Below are 17,962 nucleotides of genomic sequence, written 5' to 3'. Positions count from 1 at the left end.
TTTACCAGACGGCTCCCAACGGGGGCCGTTTTTTTTTGTCCAATCAAAACGTCTGGTTATGGTAAGGCGCGTTACGCCTATAGAATCGCGCTTTGCAGGGAATTAATGTTGCTTTTTTGTAAACAGATTAACATGCTAACGAAATCCTGCTATGCTGCCCCTCGCGTAACCGGGCGCTTCACCCTACAGAATACGCACCTCACTTCGCGGTAAACCGCCCGGTATGCCATAACAATGTGAGCGAGGAGAACGTCGTGCTAGAAGAATACCGTAAGCACGTTGCCGAGCGTGCTGCCGAAGGGATCGTTCCAAAACCAATTGATGCTTCCCAAATGGCCGCGCTGGTTGAACTGCTGAAAAACCCGCCTGCGGGCGAAGAAGAATTCCTGTCTGATCTGTTAATCAATCGAGTTCCACCAGGCGTGGACGAAGCGGCTTACGTGAAAGCTGGCTTCCTGGCTGCTGTCGCCGCAGGCGAAGCGACCTCTCCTCTGGTTACCCCTGAAAAAGCTGTAGAACTGCTGGGCACCATGCAGGGCGGCTACAACATTCATCCGCTGATCGATGCGCTCGACAATGAGACGCTGGCCCCGATCGCGGCGAAAGCCCTTTCCCATACTTTGTTGATGTTTGACAGCTTCTACGATGTGGAAGAGAAAGCCAAAGCGGGTAACCCACACGCGCAGAAGATCCTGAAGTCCTGGGCTGATGCTGAGTGGTATCTGTCACGTCCCGAGCTGGCAGAAAAACTCACCGTTACCGTCTTCAAAGTCACCGGCGAAACCAACACCGATGACCTGTCTCCGGCCCCGGATGCCTGGTCCCGTCCTGATATCCCACTGCACGCGTTGGCGATGCTGAAAAATGCCCGTGAAGGCATTGAGCCAGACGACGCCGGCAATGTGGGCCCAATCAAGCAGATTGAAGCGCTGCAGGCGAAAGGTTTCCCTCTTGCCTACGTGGGTGACGTTGTCGGCACCGGTTCGTCGCGTAAATCCGCCACCAACTCGGTGCTGTGGTTTATGGGTGATGACCTGCCGTTTGTGCCGAACAAGAAAGGCGGCGGCGTGGTACTGGGCAGCAACATTGCCCCGATCTTCTTCAACACCATGGAAGATGCGGGCGCACTGCCAATCGAAGTGGATGTGGCGAACCTGAATATGGGCGATGTGATTGACATCTACCCGTACAAAGGCGAAGTGAAGAACCACGAAACCGGCGAAGTGCTGGCGACCTTCTCACTGAAAACCGAAGTGCTGCTGGACGAAGTTCGCGCCGGTGGCCGTATCCCGCTGATCATCGGCCGTGGCCTGACCACCAAAGCCCGTGAATCTCTGGGCCTGCCGCACAGCGAGGTGTTCCGCCTGGCGAAAGACGTGGCGGTCAGCACCCGTGGTTATTCACTGGCGCAGAAAATGGTTGGCCGTGCCTGTGGCACCGACGGCGTGCGTCCTGGCGCCTACTGCGAACCAAAAATGACCTCTGTCGGTTCTCAGGACACCACCGGTCCAATGACCCGTGATGAACTGAAAGACCTGGCCTGTCTGGGCTTCTCTGCGGATCTGGTGATGCAGTCCTTCTGCCACACCGCAGCCTATCCTAAGCCGGTTGACGTCTCTACTCACCACACGCTGCCAGACTTCATCATGAACCGGGGTGGCGTCTCACTGCGTCCGGGTGACGGTATTATCCACAGCTGGCTGAACCGTATGCTGCTGCCGGATACCGTGGGTACCGGCGGTGACTCGCATACGCGTTTCCCAATCGGGATCTCCTTCCCGGCAGGTTCAGGTCTGGTGGCGTTTGCTGCGGCGACCGGCGTGATGCCGCTGGATATGCCTGAGTCGGTACTGGTGCGTTTCAAAGGGAAAATGGAGCCAGGCATCACCCTGCGCGACCTGGTTCACGCCATCCCGCTGTACGCCATCAAGCAGGGCCTGCTGACCGTTGAGAAGAAAGGGAAGAAAAACATCTTCTCAGGTCGCATCCTGGAAATCGAAGGTCTGCCAGAGCTGAAAGTTGAGCAGGCGTTTGAACTTTCTGATGCCTCAGCCGAGCGTTCTGCTGCCGGTTGTACCATCAAGCTGGGCCAGGCACCGATTATCGAGTACCTGAACTCGAACATCGTGCTGTTGAAGTGGATGATCTCTGAAGGTTACGGCGATCGTCGTACCCTTGAGCGTCGTATTCAGGGCATGGAAAAATGGCTGTCTGAACCGAATCTGCTGGAAGCCGATGCGGATGCAGAGTACGCGGCAGTGATCGAAATCGATCTGGCGGAGATCAAGGAGCCGATCCTGTGTGCGCCAAACGATCCGGACGATGCCCGTCTGCTGTCTGATGTTCAGGGCGAGAAAATCGATGAAGTGTTTATCGGCTCTTGCATGACCAACATCGGTCACTTCCGTGCGGCCGGTAAGCTGCTGGATAGCCACAAAGGCCAGCTGCCGACCCGTCTGTGGGTGGCACCGCCAACCAAGATGGACGCCGCGCAGCTGACGGAAGAGGGCTATTACAGCGTCTTCGGTAAGAGCGGTGCGCGTATCGAGATCCCGGGCTGTTCACTGTGCATGGGTAACCAGGCGCGTGTGGCAGATGGCGCGACGGTGGTCTCCACCTCAACCCGTAACTTCCCGAACCGTCTGGGTACCGGTGCTAACGTCTACCTGGCATCAGCCGAACTGGCTGCGGTCGCGTCGCTGTTAGGCAAACTGCCTACGCCAGACGAATACCAGCAGTTTATGTTGCAGGTCGATAAGACCGCGGTAGACACCTACCGTTATCTGAACTTCGACAAGCTGTCCCAGTACACGGACAAAGCTGACGGTGTGATCTTCCAGACCGCCGTATAACGTCGGTGCTGGATGAGAAAGGGAGGCCTGATGGCCTCCCTTTTTTTATGTGTGCTTTACACCAGCAGGGCGCGCAGGAACGTCAAACTTTCCTCTTGCTCAATCGCTCCAATCCGTTGATAGATTTCATCTGAATCCACCAGCCCGCGGCAACAGTCGGTAAACTTTTGACGCCGATCATCTTCGCTGAAGGGCTCCGCCAGCGATCCCCTGGCGCCTGGCCGCTGATGGTGCAAGATGCGGCCATCACGTAGCGTCAGCGTGACCAGATGTGGCAGGTTATCAGCTAGCGCCTCTTCTTCTGGCTGCCAGCTTTCCATGCTGATGCAGGTCATCAGTGGATGCGTTCGCTGCACGGCAACACGCGCGGGCGTGAAATCTGTCACGCTGAGCGAACCGGCCTCAAGCATTCGCGCCACGCAGTAGTTCATCGAAAACCGGGCCTGCATCTCATCGTGGGGATCGGTATAGGCGAGGTTACGCAGGTTGGATATCCCCACTTTGCAGCTGACGGCTTCAATATCCTCAGCCCGAAAAGCCGAACTGGCCTGCAAATCGGCAATCGCATCCAACACCCTATGGGTGGAGCCGCAGCAGGGATACTTCTTGGGCATCACCCCGATGGTTTCGATAATATGCCGTGGCTCTTCAGCCCAACGCGCCAGCTTCTCCGTCGAAAATCCGGCTCCGGCAAACAGTTCATAAAAGCCCATTTGACCTTCAAGGATATCCAGCCTGCCACTCATACCGGTGGCGGCCAACTCAGCTGCATCCACCGCATTACGGGCAGCCATACCGGCATGGAAAGGCTTTAAAGGCGTGCCAAACTGACCTTTGACTCCACTGGCAAGGCTGACGGCGATGCTCAATGCGCGGCCAATACCGGCCTGATCCAGGCCTTTCAGCCAGGCAACACCGGCGGCCGTGCCGATGCACCCAATGGTTGATGTGCCGTGCCAGCCGGCAGTGTAGTGCGAGGAACTGACCATATCACCAACAAAAGCCTGCGCCTGAAGGCCAATCAGGTAAGCGTTAACCAGCGCCTCACCATTGGCCTCCTCTTGCAGGGCGACAGCCAACAGCGCGGGCACCAAAACCGCCGAGGCATGGCTCATGCCGGGGCCAAAATTATCATCGTAGTCAATGGCGTGGGCTGATGTGGCGTTGATCAGCGCCACAATTGCCGCAGGCGGCGTTTGATAGCCAGACCAGGCCTGCCTGACGGCCAGGGTGGAATAATCCTCCCGTCCGGCGTAAAGGCAACCCAGCGTATCGCTGATGGCTTCCTTCGCCAGACGATGGGCGGTAGCGCTGAATCGCGGTTCACGGGCACACCATTCAGCCATGTTTTCAATCACAGTTATCATCATGCTTCCTCAAGAGTGTCGAGATAGCTTTCCAGTTGACGAAACACGGGGGGCCTCCTCAGGCTTCGCTGGCAGCGAGAAATCGCTGTGTGTAAGGCTCACGGGCATCGCCGTGGCGCACGGCGTCGGCGGTCAGCTCTTCCAGCAGTTTTCCCTGATGCATAATCGCCACCCGCTGGCACAGATGCGTCACCACCGCCAGGTCATGCGTCACCATCAGGTAAGTCAGCTGGCGCTGCGTGCGCATGGTGGAGAGCAGATTCAGAATTTCTGCTTGCACCGAGACATCGAGTGCGGAGGTTGGCTCATCCAGAAGCAGCACTGAAGGCTCCATGATCAACGCCCGGGCAATCGCCACGCGCTGACGTTGGCCACCGGAGAGCTGATGGGGGTAGCGGTATCTGAAGGCATCGCTAAGCCCCACCGCCTGTAATACCTCGCTGATGCGCTCTTCATGTCGATCCAATCCGTGCAGCTTAAGTGGCTCCAGCAGGGCGTTGTAGACCATTTTGCGCGGATGTAGTGAGGCATAAGGATCCTGAAAAACCATCTGCACCTGGCGATAGAACGGCTTATCACGCATTGGTTGCTGCTCTTTGTTATCGAACAGGATCGCGCCCTGGTAATCGCTGTTGAGCCCGGCCAGTGCGCGGAGAATAGTGGATTTTCCGCAGCCAGATTCACCGATCAATCCGTATGATTCGCCTGCTGCAAGGGTAAAGCTGACGCGATCTACCACCTGACGACGCTGGTTGCCCTGGCCAAAAGCGATGGTCAAATCGACGGTTTCAATACTGCGTTGATGAGTGGGGATCATAGCGCAACTCCATTTCGGTACGCCGGGCCATGCAGCCAGGCGGGATCACGCGTAGGAACGCTAAGCGTGTCGATGGGATGGTGTAAACGCGGTTGACTGGCCAGCAGTGCCCGGGTGTAAGGATGCTGCGCCTCATGCAAACGATTCGCGGCGATCTCCTCGACGATTCGTCCGGCGTACATCACCAGCACGCGATCGCAAAAGCGCGAGACCAGATTGAGATCGTGCGTAATAAACAGTAGCCCGGTATTACGCCGGGCCAGCAGCTCGTCGAGGATCCCCAGCACCTGCTGACGGACGGTGACGTCCAGCGCAGAGGTCGGTTCGTCCGCAATAATCAGGTCCGGTTCCGGGATCAGCATCATCGCAATCATTACGCGCTGGCCCATCCCGCCGGAGATTTCATGTGGATAGAGCCGGTACACTTTCTCCACGTCACGAATATGCACCGACTCCAGCATTGCCAACGCCCGGGCTTTCGCCTCACTTTTAGAGGCTTTGCTGTGCAGACGATAGGCTTCGGTAATCTGATCGCCGATACGCATCAGCGGATTGAGGGAGAATTTCGGGTCCTGCAGGATCATCGATATACGGTTACCTCGGATCGTGCGCATCTGCTTCTCACTGGCATTCAGCAGATCCACATCGCCAAAGCGCATCTCGTCTGCACTAATACGGCCGATTTTTGGGGTCAGCTTGAGCAATGCGCGGCAGGTTTGTGATTTGCCGGAGCCTGATTCGCCGACGATCGCTAACTTCTCGCGCCCAACGCTGAAGGACACATCGCGTACCGCATGCTGATCTTCATGCGCGCCGGTGAAAATAATGTTCAGGTTTTTAACCTGCAGCAGAGTATCAGTCATGGCGAAGGTCCATCACGTCACGCAGGCCATCACCTAACAGGTTAAAAGCCAGACTGGTGAAAAGGATGGCTAAACCGGGAATGGCGGCAATCCAGCCATTGTTCAGCATAAATTCGCGGCCTGATGCGAGCATTGCCCCCCATTCCGGGCTGGGAGCCTGCGCGCCAAGGCCAAGGAAACCCAGACCGGCTGCCGTCAGAATGATTGCAGCCATATTCAACGTGACGCGGACCACCACGGATGGCAGACACATCGGGATGATGTGACGCAGGATGATATGCAGCGAACTTGCACCCTGCAAACGCACCGCCGCGATGTAATCCATCTTGCGGATCGACAAGGTTTCAGCGCGGGCCAGACGGGCAATCGGTGGCCAGGAAGACAGTGAAATGGCAATGATTGCATTCTCAATGCCAGGACCTAATGCGGCAACGAAAGCCAGCGCCAGGATCAGACTCGGGAAGGCGAGAAAAATATCCACCAGGCGCATCAGCACCGTATCTACCCAGCCGCCAAGATAACCGGCACTGGTGCCAATCAGTAAACCCAGTGGCGTGATGATCACTGCGGTCAGACAGGCGATATACAGCGTGATGCGTGCGCCATAGAGCAAACGGCTATAGATATCGCGGCCCAGCTCATCGGTGCCCAACCAGAAGCTGGCGCTGGGTGGTTTCAGTCGATGGGCCAAATCCTGAGTAAAGATATCGTGATTGCTTAACAGCGGCGCAAATAGCGCGGCAAAGATAATTACCAGTAGAACGATCAGGCCAAACAGCGCGGAGTGGTTGGCACAAAAGCGCCGCCACTGGATCCACATCTGTTGCATCCTGGCCTGGAAAGGGGAGCGTGGTGCCGGTGCGCTCAGCCAGCTACGCAGCGCCGAGCGGGAAGGCGCGGGCAGCGATCGGTTAACGGAATCGGTCATTGATCCTCCTGACGCGTTCGTGGATCGAATATACGGTAGAGCAAATCGCACAGCAGATTGATGGCCACAAAAATCGCCCCGGTCAGTAGCGTACAGCCGACCACGGCATTCATATCACCTGCCAGCAATGCGTTGGTGAGATAGCGGCCAAACCCTGGCCAGGCGAAGACCGTTTCAGTCAGGACGGCGCCTTCCAGCAGCCATGCCCATGAGAGCGCGACGACCGTCAGCGTAGGAACGGCGATATTGCGCAGTGCATGCACCCACACGCAGCGTGCCCAGGACAAGCCTTTCACGCGGGCGGTGATGATGTACTCCTGCGAGAGTTGCTCGATCATAAAGCTGCGCACCATGCGGCTGATATAGGCCAGCGAACTCAGCCCCAGAATCGACGCAGGAAGGATGATATGGCCGAAGACGTTTTTGAATACTGCCCAGTTACCACTGAGTAAACTGTCAATCAGCCAGAAACCGGTGACCGGTTTCAAATCGAACTCGTACATAAAATCAATCCGTCCGGGCCCGCCAATCCAGCCCAGTGAGGCGTAGAACAGCAGTAATCCCATTAAGCCCAGCCAGAAATGCGGTGTGGAGTAGCTAAGCAAGCCGATAAACCGGATCAGATGGTCAAACCACGAATTACGATACATCGCTGACAGCACGCCTGCCGGAATACCCAGCCCGACACCGATGATAGCCGCGACCGTTGCCAGCTCCAGCGTCGCCGGAAAGACGCGGGCAATATCCTGTGCTACCGGCTGGCTGGTGGTCAGTGCGATACCAAAGTCGAGATGGGCCAGTTGCCAGAGATAGTCGATAAATTGTTTCCACAACGGCTGGTCGAGACCAAGCTGGTGGAACATCTGGTTATAGGCTTCCTGACTGGCGTTATCGCCGATCACTGCCACAACAGGGTCGATCGGCAACAAACGGCCAATAAAGAAGGTCAGTGCCGCCAGTCCCATTAGCGTACAGAAAATGGAAAACGTGCCTTTTAACAGCCGTTTCAGATAGCGAAACATCGGTGATGGGCCTGCAATTTCAGTGATGACTTGCGACATGACCGCCCCTTTATTTTGTTGCAGCGCCGTACCACACGCGGAAACCGTTCCAGGTCCAGTCTTTCACCGCCGGGCTGATGCCTGCGGAGTTATACATCTGGAACATGATAGCCATTGGCCCTTTCTGCATTTGTTCACGTTGCAAATCGGCATACATTGCCATACGTTTGCCGTCGTCGGGTTCCAGCAGTGCGGCATTGACCGCTTTGTTCATTGACTCGTCGTAATAGGCCGCCCGCCAGCTTGGGTACTGCGTGGCGCGGGCTTCTTTGCGGTTATCCGGGTTATAAACCAGACGCGATGCATTGCCATAGGCATCCGGCACGGAAGTTTGCCAGGCCATCATCGCGCTCTGAAACTCACGTCCGCGAGCACGGCTGAACAGCTGAGCATTGGCCATCCGTTCCAGCGACAGTTTCACGCCGACTTTGGCGGCATTCTGTTGAATGCTCTGGGCGATAGGTGCTGAGTGAGGCAGGGTGCCGAAAATCACCGATGCCGAGAAGCCCTCTGGATAACCGGCTTCGGTCAGCAACTGTTTGGCCTTCACCAGATCCAGTTTGAAAGGCTGTCCCTCTTTGGCATCCAGCGCGCCAAATGCCCCTTGCTGAGCGAAGCTGGCCCGCGGGACGCCAAGATACGGCATCACGCTTTTGGCCAGCCCGTCATAATCGATCAGATAACGCATCGCCAGACGGACTTTTTCATTTTTGAAAATCGGATCTTCGTTATTAAAGGTCCAGAAGAACAGCTGTGGCTTCAACACCTTTTCGACCTTAACCTTGCCGCCTTCATCCAGCGTTTTCAGGTCATCTGCAGACAGATCGCGGGCAATATCGACATCGCCCTGGGTGAGCAGTAAGCGCTGAGTCCCGGTTTCAGCAACATGACGGATCAGAATGCGCTTCAGCTTCGGTGTGGTACCCCAGTAGTGATTCGTGGCTTGCAGCACTACGCCTTCACCTGCATTCCAGCGCATCAACTGATAAGGGCCGACGCAGGCGGTGTGGGTGGACAAATATTTATGGCCCAGATCGTCATTGACCGCCTGTTTCTCCAGTAGCTTACGATCCAGCAATGTAGCGACGTTATTGGCCGCAATCGCCTGTAACACCAGATTGGTCGGGTAGGCCTGGTCAAACTTCATCACCAGCGTGTTGTCATCCGGCGCGGTGATCATCCGATCGACATTCTCTTTGCTGAAACCATACTCTTTCAGCGTCGCGGCGTTGCCGTAGCCCAGCTTCACCACTCGCTGTAACGACCAGGCTAAATCACCGGCGCTGGCGGCTGAACCGTCCGGGAATTTCAGGTTTGGCTGAAGGTGAAAGGTGATCTGTTTGCGGTCTTCCGTCACCTCCCAGCTTTTAGCCAGTTCCGGCACCACTTTCTTCTCGTCTTTGATATCGAACGACGTCAGCGTGTCGCAGGTGTTCATCACGATTTCATTGGTGACCACTTCGCCAATTTGCGCCGGGTCCCAGGTGCTGATGGCATCGATATTCCATGCCATCACCAGCGAATCTTGCGGCGTTGCAGCTGGGGAGGCCCCACTGTACCCCCCCGCTACGATCAGGGCTGCGGTAAGCGTTTTTAGTTTTAGCATTAACGATAACTCCCAGAGAACAAGCGAATTACAGGGTTTCAGGACGCGGCTGTAGCGGCGGGCTAACCTCTTCAGGAATTGGGCAGTGATAAGGGGTTTCACTGGTTTGCTCAAAGTGGGCCTTTTTCACCTGTGCCAGTAGCATCTTGTCAGTCAGCACATCGATAGCCGTTGCCGCCATGATTTTGGCCACATGGGTCAGCCCTTTGTGTGCGGCAGGCATTTTTCCCTGCGCGGTCAGCTGCCATGAGTGACCTGGCGTGCCAAGTGCCATGGTGGGTACATGTGCCTGAACCGTCGGTAGTACCCAGCTGACGTCACCAACGTCGGTTGAGCCGATCATGGTTTCGCCGTGAGTATCCAGCGGGATAATGAAGTCGCTTAAGGGTTTAGGATTAGTGGGTTTCACGCCTGCTTTACGGTAATCGCTGGCAATCTCTTCCGGGCTAAGCGTTGACTGAATTTCGGCGGCAAAGGCTAAATCGGCCTCATCAAATGGCACCGTGCCCAGTGCTTCAAAATTGCGCTGCATCGCTTCTTCCAGTGGGCGGTTACCCAGCAAGTTTGATACGGCGCTCATGATGCTGATATCCACTTTAGTGTCGGTCATCAGCGCGGCACCTTGTGCCACACGCTTGACACGCTCGTTGAGATCAAACATGGCGTGGACATCACGCGAACGGATGGCATACCGCACCGTTGCTTTGGCCTGCACCACGTTTGGTGCAATGCCGCCGGAGTCCAACATCGCATAGTGAATGCGTGAGTCCTGCGGGACATGTTCACGCAGGAACTGTACGCCTACGTTCATCAACTCGACGCCATCCAGCGCGCTGCGCCCGAGGTGAGGAGACGCCGCAGCATGAGAAGATCGGCCGGTGAAGGCGAAGTCCATGCGGGTATTAGCCAGCGACAGCGCTTTTGCTACTTCATGATGGCCGCTTGGGTGCCAGGTGATGGCCACATCCACGCCGTCAAATGCACCGGCACGTGCCATAAAGGATTTTGCTGCGCCGCCTTCTTCAGCAGGGCAACCGTAATAGCGCACGCGGCCTGGCATGCCAGTCTCAGCCAGCCATTCCTTTAATGCGGTTGCTGCCAACATCGCAGCGGAACCCAGCAGATTATGCCCACAACCATGGCCATGACCGTTACCAGGCAACGGCGATGGACGAGCGACGCCTGATTCCTGGCTCAAACCCGGCAGGGCATCGTACTCACCGAGAATGGCAATAATGGGCCCACCTTCTCCGGTTTCGCCCATCACTGCTGTGGGGATTCCAGCCACATTTTCCGTGACGCGAAAGCCCTGCTGTTTCAGCATTGCTGTATGTTCCGCTACCGAGCGGTATTCGGTATAGCAAATCTCAGGCATCCCCCAAACGCGATCGCTTAGATCGCAAAATTCGGCGCGGTGTTCATCGACTAACTTCCAGACTAACGCTTTGTTTTGCATGGCTGTCCCCAGAGAACATGACGGTTAACATACGGGGCCGCTGTGGCCCGGCTGGTTTCAGCATGCAAGAGAGCGGCGCAGAAATACCAATGAGCAATTTGGCTGGCCCATTCCAAAATTGCATAGTTTGCGGTGAACAGAGGGGCCGCGCGGGCTCTGCCCGCGCGGAAGGAAAGTTAAAGGTGGCCGATGCGCCAGACTGGCGTGCTTTCAGGGTAAAAGGTCAGGCTGCTGAGGCGGTTTCCCCACATTCAGAAGCACAGCGCCAGAACAATTCGGCTGATTCCGCACGCAGCACCGGCTGGCGATAAAGACGAATATCCAACGGCATATCCCAACAGGCGCTTCCAGCACGAACCAGCGCACCACTTTCCAGCTCAAGTTTCAACAGGCTTTCTGGTAGCCAGGCCACTCCGCTGCCCGCCATGGTCATCGCTTTAAGATTGATCGACATGCTGTTTTCATAGATCGCCACCAGTGGCAGAGAGCGGATCGGTTCCGATTTTGCCAGCGCATGAGCAAAGAACGAGTGATGGCCATAGCTGAGGAATGGGATTGGATCGTGGCTGACGCCAACCGGATAGAGCGGTTTACCGTCGCTGTCCGGGCGACAGACCGCGATGGCGCGTTCCGTGCCGAGTTGCAGCATCGGATAGTGTTTGAGTTGCTGAATCAATGCTACGGAGTCGTGGGCATAGGTCAACAGAAAGTCGGTTTCATCAGAGTGCAATTGGGCGATATGTTCCACAAAGGTCGGCTTTTGATCGCACAGCCGAATATAGCCGACCTGCTGTTGTTGCTTGAGCTGCTCAATCCAGTCGGGGAAGAAGGTCAGCGAGAGGGTATTCAACATGGCAAAACGCAGGATCGAGGTGCGCTTCTCAAAGCGCTGATGCAGATCGCTGCGCAAATGGCTCATGGCGAATACCGTTTCACTGGCGGTGATCAGGAAAGCCTGACCTTCAGGTGTTAACGTAACCGGATAGGTTTTACGATCGAACAATGGTACGCCCAACCACACTTCCAACTGACGAATGCGCCGACTGAGGGCGGACTGGGTGATATGCCGCTCGTCGGCGGCGCGGGTAAAGGTACAGCAGCGTGCGACACTCAGGAAATCTTCAAACCATTTCAATTCCATAGCAAAGCCTCGTTCTGGACGAAAAGGGAAGGCGTTTTCAACTGACGTCATACACACGCAAAAAACGCGCCACTGTGAAAATTGGCCCTGAAATCGCTGTTTTTCGTCTGACAGACTGCGATAATGCGGGCTATCCCCCATTAAAAGCGCACAATGCGCGGAAAATGCACGTTATCAGTGCAAAACAGGCAGTCAGAGGACAGCAGTATGGAATACGAATTTTTACGTGACCTCACCGGCGGGGTGAAAGTGCGCATGTCGATGGGACATGAAGCCGTTGGCCACTGGTTTAATGAAGAGGTGGAAGGCAATCTGGCGTTGCTGGATGAAGTGGAAGCCGCGGTAGAGAGCGTAAAAGGCAGCGAGCGCCAGTGGCAGCGCATTGGCCATGAATACACGCTGTGGCTGGATGAGGAAGAGGTGATTGTCCGCGCGAACCTGCTGAGCGTTGAAGGCGATGAGATGGAAGAGGGCATGAACTACTACGACGAAGAGAGCCTGTGCTTCTGTGGCGTGGAGGATTTCCTCGCGGTGATCGCCGCTTACCGGGCGTTTCTGCAGGGTCGGTAAACCGGGCGCTGTTATCAGCGCCGGCTAAATACGGACGATCGTCATCCCGGGGATCTTCAGAGAATGTGCAGCACCTGACGGAAGAAGTTGCGCACAATTTCAAACGTCGACCAGATGCCAATCAGTGATATCACTCCCAGCAATGCCTGTTCCCACAGACGATTTGCCTGGCCTGGCAGCATAAAGCTTTTGCGGCTGGTCATCAGGAACAGCCCAATCAGCAGCGGCGGCAACACCAAAGAGGTTGCCACGCTGGTCCCCAAAATATTCAACATCACCAGATCCGGCGCGCCGGGCATGGTAACGATAATCGGCAGGACGATATACACCGCAATCTGCACGCGCTTAAACCATGGATTATCATCCGGCGTGGCATAACGCTCATTCAGCTTGCCTGCATGATGCACACAGCTGAAAATCAGTGAACAAAAGCCGCGAGACTGGGAAGGGAAGCTGGTAAAGCTGGCAAGGAAAATACAGATCCACAGCAGATAGGGGCCGGCCGGGCCAACCACACGGGTCATCATCGCCGACAAGTCGTTCTCGTCAGCAATGGTGTTGCCGGAACCGTGCACCACTTCAGCTGCCACGCTCCAAAACAGCACGTTGATCACCAGCATTGGCAGCATGCCAAACAGCAAATCCAGTTGCTGAAGCTTACGGTATTTCGGGCCAATCCAGCCTTTGTCACGCATAAAACCCGGATACAGCAGGTTGCTGGTGGAGCCGCCAATCGCCCCGATGGTGGAGACCGCAATAAACACGGCAAAGAATGGTCCGGCATTTTCAGGCAGGCCGAAGGTCAGCCCTTTCATAAAGCCGCTGAAGTCGAAGTGACCGACCTTAATCATCGCATACAGAAAAGAGCCGACCATGATCACCGAGGCCACGCGTGCCAGCGTTTCCAGATGGCGATACTGGTTCCGCGTCACCATCATCAACAAGGTGATGGCGACAATAACGATACTCCAGAGAAACACGCCCCAGGTTTCGCCACCGGTTTTATTGAACAGTTGATAAAGGCCCACCGCACCCGCCCGCAGAAAACTCATCTGCACCACCAACGCCACTATCGCAATCAAAATGCCAAAAAACAGCGGGAAACCGCGCCAGACGCGCTTATATCCCTGCACGATATCATTGTCACCAAAGCGGTTCATCAGGGTGTATTTGGCGATATAGGAGATCATAAAACCGCGTGCCACCAGTGCAATAACCAGCGTCCATAGCAGGTCATAACCATAGTTGGCACCGGCAACGGTCGAGGCGACCAGATCCCCGGTACCGAGAAAGGTCATAGCTAACACCAGGCCCGGACCAAAACTGCGGACGTAGCCGCGCACGGTAGTCGGTAGCTTATGATCGACCTGGGGGATGTTCACTTCCTGTTGCGATGTACTACTCATTGAACTGCCTCACTGTAGGGTTTCGCGCGGCGACCTTGAGGTTCGTTCTCGCGCTCAGGTAGGATTGAGGAAGAATTTAAACGGTGGCGATTGGCGTGGCCGGTGAGCCGACAGCGCCAGGTAATCTCAGCGGAGGTGCGGTTAATAAGAAGGCGTGGCGCTGATGTACACTCAGCCAGTCCGCCAGCTCGCTCATGTGCCAGAGCTCACCCAGATACACACCCAGGCGGAACAGGCATAAGTCGTGTAAAGGATGAGAGGGATAGAAGCTGTCGTTAAGCGGACGTGAAGGCAAAATTTCAACGGCCGGATTGTCTGCCAGCAACGCCACCACACCACTTTCTTCAACCCATTGGCGAAGGGCAGGATCGCTGCCGTCCAGTCCGGCGAAGTGGCTGTTTAGGTAGTCCATATCCGGTTTACCGGCCATCTGATATATCGCATCATCCATGCCCGTGCGGAAGCAGACCATATCGCCCTGTCTGATGGCGATCCGATCGGCTTCAAGGATCTGTGCCAGATGCTGATAGCCAAAGGCAAAGCGTCCGATACCAAAATGCTTTTTGATATCAATCATCACAGCCCGGCCCTGAAGTCCGTGTTTTGCCATATTCTCGATGCCGAGCGCCTTAGCGCCCAAATGGCAACCCTGCGCGCAGCCACAGCCGATGCGATAATCCGTCTCGCCGACGATATCGCTGCCGGCCCGATAGCCGTTATAAAACACCATCTCCGGCTCGCCGTTGCCCTCGACATCAAACCACTGCCCCATATGGGCCAGGCTATCCCACTGGGTCGAATACTGTAGCGCCAACGTCACCGTATCGTCGCAGATGATATCCGTCAGCCGCGCGTCATCCCGCGATAGCGGATAGGTCATATTGGCATGCTCGCCCCGGCGGGTGGCGGCAAGTGTCGGTGCCGGACGACGCGGATTCATCCCGGTTCCGCCAGGCAAGTCCAGCGGCAGACTCAGACAAAAGGTCTGCCCGGTCTGCACTTCACGGATGCCTTCCAGTACCTTTTCTGCGGTCAGCAGGTTGAGACGTCCCAGCTGATCGTCGGGACCGAAATCTCCCCAGGTCGAGTGCTCAGGACGTTTTTTCCAGCGTGATGACGGTTTCATACAGGGCTTCCTTCAACGTTGTTCAGCTGCATCGGTTGCACTGACGGCAACCAGAATCCGTAAATCAGCGCACCGAACAGGCCAACTATCCCGGCCAGCACCAGCGGTATAACAAATGAGTGGGTGAACTGCATCAGTACGCCAATCAGGATCGGTGAAATGATCCCCGCCAGATTGGCTGCCATATTTTGAATGCCGCCGATGGTGGCTACGTTCGCCCGGTTGGGAGCGACATCGGAAGGCAGCGCCCATAAAGCGGCAGAAGCAAAGGTCGCGGCAAAGTTAGCAAAGCACAGTGCGCTAAGTGCGAGGGTGACGGTAGGAGAGAAGGCCGCAAGGCCAATGACCGCGCTCCCCAACATCCCGCCGACCAGCGGTATTTTCCGCGCGGTGGTTAATGACACGCCACGTTTTACCAGGCCATCAGACAATAAACCGCCACACCAGCCGCCGATGATTGCGGCAATCCCTGGCAGCATTCCCAGCAGGCCAAACTTCATCAGCGACAGATGGAAGGTTTCCACCAGATAAGTAGGGAACCAGGTGAAAAAGAAGTAGGAGACAAAGTTGATACAAAAGAACCCGGCCATCATCGCCTGCACGGTGCGCTGGCTTAGCAGTTGGCGAATGCTCATCGGCGCACCGGTCTGCGGATCCTGATTGGCCTCAATATACTCAACTTCCGCTCTGCTGACGGTTTTGTGATCCTGCGGATCGCGATACCAGTAATACCAGCCCGCGGCCCAGACCATCGCGATCAAACCGGAGATAACAAAGGTCATGCGCCAGCCGACCAGGGCGATCAGGAAGGAGATGATCGGGATCGCCAGCGTGCCGCCGATCTTGCTGCCATTGTTAAAGGTCGCGGCGGCGAAGCTCCGTTCCTGGCGAGGGAACCAGCGGGTGACGGTTGAGGAACTGGCCGGATAGCTTGGGGCTTCTACGGCACCCAACACAAAGCGAAAGCCTACCAATGACGCGAGACCGCTGGCCAGACCGCAAGCTGCCGTGGCTAAGCCCCAGCCGAGGCTACTCACCGCAAAGGTGATCCTTGGTCCAAGCTTATCGACCAGCCAGCCTCCCGGCAGTTGGAAAAGGACATAGCTCCAGAAAAAAGCGGAGAGCAGCAGGCCGCTGTCGGTGCTGGAAAGCTGCAGGTCATGGGACATAAAAGGGATGGCCACGCTCATTGCCGCGCGGTCAATGTAGTTGATGGCGATGCCAACAGAGAGCACGGTCAGAATAACGAACCGCATTTTCCCGGTAGATTGGGTTGCACTTGCCTTATCAAGAACAGCATTCTCATGAGAATTAATCGACATGATCGGCTCCGGTACAGGATATTTTTATTGTTTTTTAACGACGGTTCCCTCTCCCCTCATGGCTGAGGGAGGAGGGAACGGGCCTCGGGTCAGACTCTTCCCGCAGACAGCTGAGGGGAATTTGCGGTCTCGTTGTCCTCAATGGGCTCAACGTTACCCATCAGGAACAGGTAGTTAATGATGCCGATCACCACCAGGGCAGCGGAAAACACCAGCGCCCAGGTGAAGGAACCGGTGGCGGCAACAATGGCACCGGTGACAATCGGACCAATGGCGCCGCCCATATTTGAGACGGTGTTTTGCAAGCCAGCGACAATTGAAACGCTGTTTTCGGGCGCGACATCACCAGGCAGCGCCCAGACCTGAGATGCGGCGACGGTGGTGCCCGATTTGGCGATGCACAGCAGTAGCACCGTCATAAACACCGAGTCGGTAAACGGGGCGAAGCCGATACAGAGCGCCATTAACAGGCCGATGGTCAGGAACAGTTTACGGGTGGCGGTCAGGGACAGGATCTTCTTGTGCACGATGCGATCTGACGCCCAGCCAGCCAGCACCTCAATCACCATACCGCATAGCAGCGGCAGCGCGGCGACCATACCCATCTTGATGAAATCCATGCCTTTCTCTTTCACCAGGTAGGTTGGCAGCCAGGTAATAAAGAAGTAAGAGGTATAGTTGATGGTGAAGAAGCCAATACACATCGCCCAAATATTGCGGTAGCGCAGCAATTTGTACCATTTCATCGGTCGGACATTTTTATCGCCATGCTTACGCAGTTGTCCATCGCGGATCAGGCTGATCTCCTGCCGGCTAATATGCTTATGATCTTCCGGGTTTTCCGAATAGATAAAGTACCAGGCAATCACCCACAGCAGGCCCACAGCACCGATGATCATAAAGGTCAGACGCCAGTCCACGGCATAGATCATCCAGACGATCAGCGGCATGGCAACGGCACCGCCGAACTTTGAGGCGCTGTCGAACAGACCTGAAACCGTGGCGCGCTCCTTATCCGGGAACCAGCGTGCGGTGATACCGGCATTACTTGGGTAAGCCGCCGCTTCACCAACCCCCAGTGCCAGACGTAAGGCGAGCAGTGATTTAAAGCCGGTTGCCAACCCCATCACCGAGGTGGCGATGGACCACCAGGCAACGGCAATCCCCAGCCCTTTTTTCTGGCCGTAGCGATCGGCAAACCAGCCCGCCGGGATTTGCAGCAGCGAATACGACCAGAAAAATGCGGCCATAATAAAGCCCATCATTTCCGGATCCAGACTGAGCTCATCGATCAGATGCGGTGCCGCAGCCGATAGCACGGTGCGGTCAATATAGTTAATGGCGATTGCCAGCCACATCAGGCCTGCAATCCACCAGCGAATACGGGTGTTACCTGCTTGAGTCTTCATAGTGATAGCCCGGTACAGAGGTGATTAATGGCCGAATC

14 protein-coding genes are annotated in these 17,962 nt (G+C 56.0%); 2 read left to right on the top strand and 12 right to left on the bottom strand.

All coding sequences use genetic code 11. The annotated features are described in order from the left end of the window. Positions 1-254: 254 nt before the first annotated feature. The gene (gene acnB / locus AC0IXH_RS13615; RefSeq protein WP_013200786.1) at positions 255-2,852 is read left to right on the top strand and encodes a bifunctional aconitate hydratase 2/2-methylisocitrate dehydratase; all 2,598 of its coding nucleotides are present in this window, start codon (positions 255-257) and stop codon (positions 2,850-2,852) included. Between the two features lie 56 nt (positions 2,853-2,908). Here the strand turns inward: acnB and AC0IXH_RS13610 are convergent, their stop codons facing one another. The 8 genes from AC0IXH_RS13610 to AC0IXH_RS13575 form a co-directional block, all read right to left on the bottom strand. Further along, positions 2,909-4,216, bottom strand: a complete 1,308-nt coding sequence (locus AC0IXH_RS13610; RefSeq protein ID WP_041692213.1) for an MmgE/PrpD family protein — start codon at positions 4,214-4,216, stop codon at positions 2,909-2,911. 61 nt (positions 4,217-4,277) lie between these two features. Then, entirely contained in the window at positions 4,278-5,036 is a 759-nt protein-coding gene (locus tag AC0IXH_RS13605; protein WP_013200788.1) for an ABC transporter ATP-binding protein, read from the bottom strand. Beyond that, positions 5,033-5,899, bottom strand: coding sequence for an ABC transporter ATP-binding protein (locus tag AC0IXH_RS13600; RefSeq protein WP_471720565.1), 867 nt, complete (start codon positions 5,897-5,899; stop codon positions 5,033-5,035). The genes AC0IXH_RS13605 and AC0IXH_RS13600 overlap by 4 nt, the downstream gene beginning before the upstream one ends. Beyond that, positions 5,892-6,827: an ABC transporter permease gene (locus AC0IXH_RS13595; protein WP_013200790.1), complete on the bottom strand. Its 936-nt coding sequence runs from the start codon at positions 6,825-6,827 to the stop codon at positions 5,892-5,894. Before AC0IXH_RS13595 ends, AC0IXH_RS13600 begins: the two co-directional genes overlap by 8 nt. After that, complete coding sequence (locus AC0IXH_RS13590; protein ID WP_471720564.1) at positions 6,824-7,888, bottom strand: ABC transporter permease; 1,065 nt, start codon at positions 7,886-7,888, stop codon at positions 6,824-6,826. The genes AC0IXH_RS13595 and AC0IXH_RS13590 overlap by 4 nt, the downstream gene beginning before the upstream one ends. A 10-nt stretch (positions 7,889-7,898) precedes the next feature. Further along, positions 7,899-9,494 carry an ABC transporter substrate-binding protein gene (locus tag AC0IXH_RS13585; protein ID WP_013200792.1) on the bottom strand — a complete coding sequence of 532 codons (1,596 nt, stop codon included), beginning with the start codon at positions 9,492-9,494 and terminating at the stop codon, positions 7,899-7,901. A 28-nt stretch (positions 9,495-9,522) separates the two neighbouring features. Continuing rightward, positions 9,523-10,950, bottom strand: a complete 1,428-nt coding sequence (locus AC0IXH_RS13580) for a M20 family metallopeptidase (protein WP_013200793.1) — start codon at positions 10,948-10,950, stop codon at positions 9,523-9,525. A gap of 223 nt (positions 10,951-11,173) precedes the next feature. After that, on the bottom strand, positions 11,174-12,091 hold the full coding sequence (locus AC0IXH_RS13575; protein WP_346566992.1) for a LysR family transcriptional regulator: 918 nt from the start codon (positions 12,089-12,091) through the stop codon (positions 11,174-11,176). A 207-nt stretch (positions 12,092-12,298) separates the two neighbouring features. Between AC0IXH_RS13575 and yacL the strand changes: the two genes are divergently transcribed. After that, on the top strand, positions 12,299-12,661 hold the full coding sequence (gene yacL / locus AC0IXH_RS13570; RefSeq protein WP_013200795.1) for a protein YacL: 363 nt from the start codon (positions 12,299-12,301) through the stop codon (positions 12,659-12,661). Between the two features lie 56 nt (positions 12,662-12,717). Here yacL and AC0IXH_RS13565 read toward each other — a convergent pair whose 3' ends face one another. From AC0IXH_RS13565 to AC0IXH_RS13550, 4 genes are all read right to left on the bottom strand, one after another. Further along, positions 12,718-14,067, bottom strand: a complete 1,350-nt coding sequence (locus tag AC0IXH_RS13565) for an Nramp family divalent metal transporter (RefSeq protein ID WP_346566993.1) — start codon at positions 14,065-14,067, stop codon at positions 12,718-12,720. Positions 14,068-14,143: 76 nt separating this feature from the next. Next, on the bottom strand, positions 14,144-15,193 hold the full coding sequence (locus AC0IXH_RS13560; protein ID WP_013200797.1) for a cyclase family protein: 1,050 nt from the start codon (positions 15,191-15,193) through the stop codon (positions 14,144-14,146). Next, positions 15,190-16,515 (bottom strand): MFS transporter, encoded by a 1,326-nt coding sequence (locus AC0IXH_RS13555; RefSeq protein ID WP_346566994.1) that lies wholly within the window; start codon positions 16,513-16,515, stop codon positions 15,190-15,192. The genes AC0IXH_RS13560 and AC0IXH_RS13555 overlap by 4 nt, the downstream gene beginning before the upstream one ends. Positions 16,516-16,604: 89 nt before the next feature. After that, on the bottom strand, positions 16,605-17,924 hold the full coding sequence (locus tag AC0IXH_RS13550; RefSeq protein WP_041691909.1) for an MFS transporter: 1,320 nt from the start codon (positions 17,922-17,924) through the stop codon (positions 16,605-16,607). Between the last annotated feature and the right edge of the window lie 38 nt (positions 17,925-17,962).

Source organism: Erwinia sp. AC075 (assembly GCF_979253995.1).
Note: the sequence above shows the minus strand (reverse complement) of the source record. Positions and strands in the feature narration are given on the sequence as shown.

Coding starts and splice junctions, on each gene's coding strand:
- AC0IXH_RS13605 (WP_013200788.1), bottom strand. CDS start 5,036: ATGATCCCCACTCATCAACGCAGTATTGAAACCGTCGATTTGACCATC.
- AC0IXH_RS13600 (WP_471720565.1), bottom strand. CDS start 5,899: ATGACTGATACTCTGCTGCAGGTTAAAAACCTGAACATTATTTTCACC.
- AC0IXH_RS13595 (WP_013200790.1), bottom strand. CDS start 6,827: ATGACCGATTCCGTTAACCGATCGCTGCCCGCGCCTTCCCGCTCGGCG.
- AC0IXH_RS13590 (WP_471720564.1), bottom strand. CDS start 7,888: ATGTCGCAAGTCATCACTGAAATTGCAGGCCCATCACCGATGTTTCGC.
- AC0IXH_RS13585 (WP_013200792.1), bottom strand. CDS start 9,494: ATGCTAAAACTAAAAACGCTTACCGCAGCCCTGATCGTAGCGGGGGGG.
- AC0IXH_RS13580 (WP_013200793.1), bottom strand. CDS start 10,950: ATGCAAAACAAAGCGTTAGTCTGGAAGTTAGTCGATGAACACCGCGCC.
- AC0IXH_RS13575 (WP_346566992.1), bottom strand. CDS start 12,091: ATGGAATTGAAATGGTTTGAAGATTTCCTGAGTGTCGCACGCTGCTGT.
- yacL (WP_013200795.1), top strand. CDS start 12,299: ATGGAATACGAATTTTTACGTGACCTCACCGGCGGGGTGAAAGTGCGC.
- AC0IXH_RS13565 (WP_346566993.1), bottom strand. CDS start 14,067: ATGAGTAGTACATCGCAACAGGAAGTGAACATCCCCCAGGTCGATCAT.
- AC0IXH_RS13560 (WP_013200797.1), bottom strand. CDS start 15,193: ATGAAACCGTCATCACGCTGGAAAAAACGTCCTGAGCACTCGACCTGG.
- AC0IXH_RS13555 (WP_346566994.1), bottom strand. CDS start 16,515: ATGTCGATTAATTCTCATGAGAATGCTGTTCTTGATAAGGCAAGTGCA.
- AC0IXH_RS13550 (WP_041691909.1), bottom strand. CDS start 17,924: ATGAAGACTCAAGCAGGTAACACCCGTATTCGCTGGTGGATTGCAGGC.